At 44.6% G+C, this 3,754-nt stretch carries 3 protein-coding genes and 1 pseudogene; 2 read left to right on the top strand and 2 right to left on the bottom strand.

Annotated features, from left to right (window positions below; all coding sequences use genetic code 11):
- The first annotated feature begins 194 nt into the window (after positions 1–194).
- A complete protein-coding gene (locus F6K53_RS35630) occupies positions 195–404 on the top strand; it encodes a hypothetical protein (protein ID WP_293073806.1) in 210 nt (69 codons plus the stop codon).
- Positions 405–406: 2 nt separating this feature from the next.
- Here F6K53_RS35630 and F6K53_RS35625 read toward each other — a convergent pair whose 3' ends face one another.
- On the bottom strand, positions 407–721 hold the full coding sequence (locus F6K53_RS35625) for a hypothetical protein (protein ID WP_293068397.1): 315 nt from the start codon (positions 719–721) through the stop codon (positions 407–409).
- 186 nt (positions 722–907) lie between these two features.
- On the opposite strand from F6K53_RS35625, the gene ltrA reads away from it, so the two are divergent.
- Positions 908–2,545 carry a group II intron reverse transcriptase/maturase gene (ltrA, locus tag F6K53_RS35620; RefSeq protein WP_293084069.1) on the top strand — a complete coding sequence of 546 codons (1,638 nt, stop codon included), beginning with the start codon at positions 908–910 and terminating at the stop codon, positions 2,543–2,545.
- On the opposite strand, the pseudogene F6K53_RS35615 reads toward ltrA, so the two are convergent.
- Positions 2,542–3,625, bottom strand: a pseudogene (locus F6K53_RS35615) (IS4 family transposase). The gene ltrA and the pseudogene F6K53_RS35615 overlap by 4 nt on opposite strands.
- Between the last annotated feature and the right edge of the window lie 129 nt (positions 3,626–3,754).

Below are 3,754 nucleotides of genomic sequence, written 5' to 3'. Positions count from 1 at the left end.
CAATCTATGTAATTATTATTTAAAGTATTTAACCTATCTTAACTGAGTCTTTGAAAAGTATGAGATAACCCTGAGAAAGTTATTAAAATAGGATAGAACATTTGAAAACCTTTGGAAACAAAGGACTTAAGCTATCAGCTATCAGCTTTTTGTTGTAAATCTATCACTCCCGCAAGTGTGGGAAGTGTGGGGAGATGGGGAGATGGGGAGATGGGGAGATGGGGGAGATTTTTATTAAGGGTAACTATCATAACATGATATTAGCCGGGCGACCGAAGAAGGCGCTCATTGAAGTGGAAGGGGTAAAAAGCCTTCCACAGCCTAAGATTCAGGCTGGTTCCCACTCAAAGGGGCATGAATCGAAGGAATGTCTGGTTTCGACTGAAACTGGTAATAACCCGTAGATTTAGGTCTCACAGCTAGAGAGAAAGTAAGTTTGAACCGAACCATCGGATAGGTGATAACCGAACAGGGAAAGAATCAAAGGGTTGAGGGACACGAACCGTTGTTCAAAGGCACCGTAAACATGAATATCCCTGATCAAACCGATGATGGGGATATAAGCTCCAAGGACTGGATATCGGCTAATATTCAGTCGAATCTCAAAAAGGACTCGGTGTAAAGACGGCAACCTCAGATTCGTATCTTCAATGTGTGTAACCGGGTAAGCCGAGATGGAGTCCCTGGTGTCAGGTCGATACACAGGGTAGCCAAATCGCAAGAGGAGGTATAACTCTGGGTCCGGTAGAAGTCTGAACCTTGCAAAAGCCGACAACCTGAAAGGGAACGGGAATAAATAACCGGTCGGATAGAGGGTAAAAAGAAAAATCCCTCACTCGAAAGAGCGCTGAATTTCAGAGCTGATTCCGAGCAAAGGAACTACGTGATTGATTACCTTAAATTGTATATGGAAAAGATTGAACTAACGTCTTCGGACGGGAGTATCGTAACAGAACAACCTAACGATTGGCATTCCATCAATTGGAAAGAAGCCCACCGTCAGGTAAGGAAATTAAGACAACGTATTTTCAAAGCGACACGTGAAGGCAACTGGAAAAAAGTTAACAAACTCCAGAGATTAATGCTCAGGAGTTATAGCAACATCCAGGTATCGGTCAAAAGAGTCACCCAGGAAAATAAGGGCAGAAAGACAGCAGGATTGGATAAGGAAAAATGTCTGAACCCACAACAGAGGGAGCAGATGGTACAAACCTTATCTACCTTAAAGTCATGGTCTCCCAAACCAACCAAACGCATCTATATACCTAAAAGCAATGGTAAACAACGACCATTAGGGATACCAAGTATCACCGACAGATGTTTGCAAGCCATTGTCAAAAATGCGCTGGAGCCAACATGGGAAGCTCAATTCGAGGGTACATCTTATGGATTCAGACCAAAAAGAAGTACTCACGACGCCCGCCAAAGAATCTTCTTGAATATCAATGGCGAAAAAAATAGGAAGTGGTGGGTAGTAGAAGCAGACATAAAAGGATGTTTTGACAACATAGCCCATCAACCCCTATTAGATTCCATAGGAAATTTTCCAGCCCGAGGGGCTATTGAAAAATGGCTAAAGGCAGGATATGTGGATAAAAACACATTTCACCCAACAGATTCGGGCACCCCACAGGGGGGAATAATAAGCCCTCTCCTAGCCAACATAGCCCTACATGGATTGGAAGAAGAACTAGGAATAACTTACAAGGAAAGGAAAGATTCAAGGAACGGTAAACCTTCCTGGTACAACACCTCAAATAGAACACTAGTTCGCTTTGCGGATGACTTTGTAATCCTTACCGAGACCAAAGAAGATGCCGCAAATGCTAAGGAAATCACAAGAAAGTGGTTGACCAAAAAAGGATTAACTCTATCAGAGGAAAAGACCAGGATAACTCATCTAACCGAAGGATTTGACTTTCTAGGATGGAATTTCAGGAAATATAAGACAACCACCAAAAGAACAGGGTTCATCACATTCATCAAACCATCCGACAAAAGCCTCAAAAATATCAAGAAGAAAATCAAAATAGAAATGGCCAAGCTTAAAGGGGCATCCCCAGAAAGCAGAATTCCCAAGCTTCAACCCATCATCAGGGGATGGACTAACTATCACAGTGGAGTTGTAGCCAAAGAGACTTTCTCCAAACTACAACAATACGTAAACTGGAAATTAGTTCGATGGGGCAAAAGGAAATACGGCCAAAAATCCTGGGAATGGATTAAGAAGAAACATTATGGGAAGTTCTGCCCAGGTAGAGAAGACCAGTATGTTTTTGGCTCAAAAGACCTGTATCTGGAAAAGGCACAATGGACAAAAATTACCAGACATACTCTGGTAACACATAACTTCTCACCGGATAACCCGGATTTGAAAGAATATTGGGAAAAAAGGGAGAAATCACCAGCCAAAAAGACCGCAGAAGGAAGACTTCCCAAGGGCAAAAATAAGATAGCCTTACGGCAACAATACGTTTGTCCATATTGCGGTCAACCACTAGGAAATTACAATCAGGTTCATTTACACCACATCATCCCGCGCTAAGTACAGGACAAAAAATGGAGAGAGTTAAGAAAAGCTGGGAACTGGTGGTCAAGATTGGTGAAAATTGAGCGCAGATAATCAAATCCCAAACGAAATAGGCTCTTGGCTCGTCGTTGATGGGATTTAATCGGAATGGGCTTGAGTGTATGTTGCCACAAACCCGTCTTCATCGCCCACACAAAGGCGATCGCTAACAAAGCCAAAAGTTTGCTCAGTCTCGGGGCATCATTGAAATGAGTCGATTCAAGGCAAAAACCCCGAGTCTTCAGTGCCGCAAACAGGGTCTCGATGCCCCAACGGCGGGTATAATCCGATAAAGCTTGTTCGGGGCAATGATTGGTGACCAGAATCAGAAAATTATCATCTCCTTTTTGAGTCGGTTGTAGGCGAGCGCCAATCACATAGACTGGGCGACCCCAAACCCAATGATGACCTGAAAGGACGCGAGTTTCCCCGACGGACAAGTTGGCAAAATAGCCAGACCCTGGTACGGCTTGTTGCCGAGTCCGGGATCGAATCAAGTCACTTTGACGTATGCGTATCCGAAAGGGAATTGGCTTGTCCATCAACAGATAGGACAGCCACTCTTGGCCGATAAATTCCCGGTCAGCAGTTAGGTACGCGATCACCACATCAGGAAACAAAGCTTCAAAGCGATCAAGTAAATCCATACGTTCATCACTGTTACTATTGCCCTGCTTCTCAAGCAGAGTCCACAGCAAGGGGAAAGCAATCCCCTCATGGACCACACCCAACATTAAGATGTTGAAGTGGGTTTTTCCGAAAGACCAGTTAGTGCGGTCAAGGCTCAGTACCCAAGGTTGAGGGATTCCAGCCAATTTGACGAGCATCTGGGCAATTTGAGCCATGTCTAGGTCAAAAGACCGGAAGAATCGCTGCATTCGCTTGTAGTGAGATGCATCAGCGGCTTTTCCTCCGCACACGGTCGCCAACTCCGCGCTTATTGACTGTTTTGGCTCGAAATAGGGCTATGAGGAACATGGCGACGAAGGAGAGTCGCGCCCCATGCCAGCCCAGGTGGGGTCGCAATTTGGCTCGAAGTTGGTTAATCTGTTCCATGAGGGTTTGTGGTCTTTGTGGTAATTTCCATCAAACCCTCTCCCTGGCACTTTTTGCAACTTTTGTCCTGTACTGAGGGACAGGAGTGGGTTTGGGAACAGCTTTGCTTGGAATTAGGGGTTTAGTTGA

The sequence above is a fragment of the Moorena sp. SIO4A1 genome, from assembly GCF_010672065.1.
GTDB lineage: Bacteria > Cyanobacteriota > Cyanobacteriia > Cyanobacteriales > Coleofasciculaceae > Moorena.
The sequence above is the reverse complement of the archived record's forward strand: the minus strand, read 5'-3'. Positions and strand labels throughout refer to the sequence as shown.